At 74.7% G+C, this 241-nt stretch carries 1 protein-coding gene; it reads left to right on the forward strand.

Annotated elements, in window-relative coordinates; genetic code table 11:
* Positions 1–57 precede the first annotated feature (57 nt).
* The coding region (locus KVT14_RS21095) for a MerR family DNA-binding transcriptional regulator (protein WP_306795888.1) at positions 58–241 on the forward strand (184 nt) is incomplete at its 3' end.

Below are 241 nucleotides of genomic sequence, written 5' to 3' on the forward strand. Positions count from 1 at the left end.
GGCGCAGACCTTCGACCACCCGGTGACCGCCACGCTGCCGCCCCAGGTGCACGGCGACTGAGGCCGAACGCCGCGTCGCACCGAGGGGGTCCCGTGGAGCCGGAGGACACGCTGTCGGTCGGGGAGGTGAGCCGCCGCACCGGCGTGCCCGTCTCCGCCCTGCACTTCTACGAGCGCCGCCGCCTGATCGTGTCGACCCGGACGGCAGGCAACCAGCGCCGGTACGCCCGGCACATGCTCC

Origin of the sequence: Cellulomonas sp. GbtcB1 (assembly GCF_019091725.1) — a bacterium.
Lineage (GTDB): Bacteria > Actinomycetota > Actinomycetes > Actinomycetales > Cellulomonadaceae > Cellulomonas.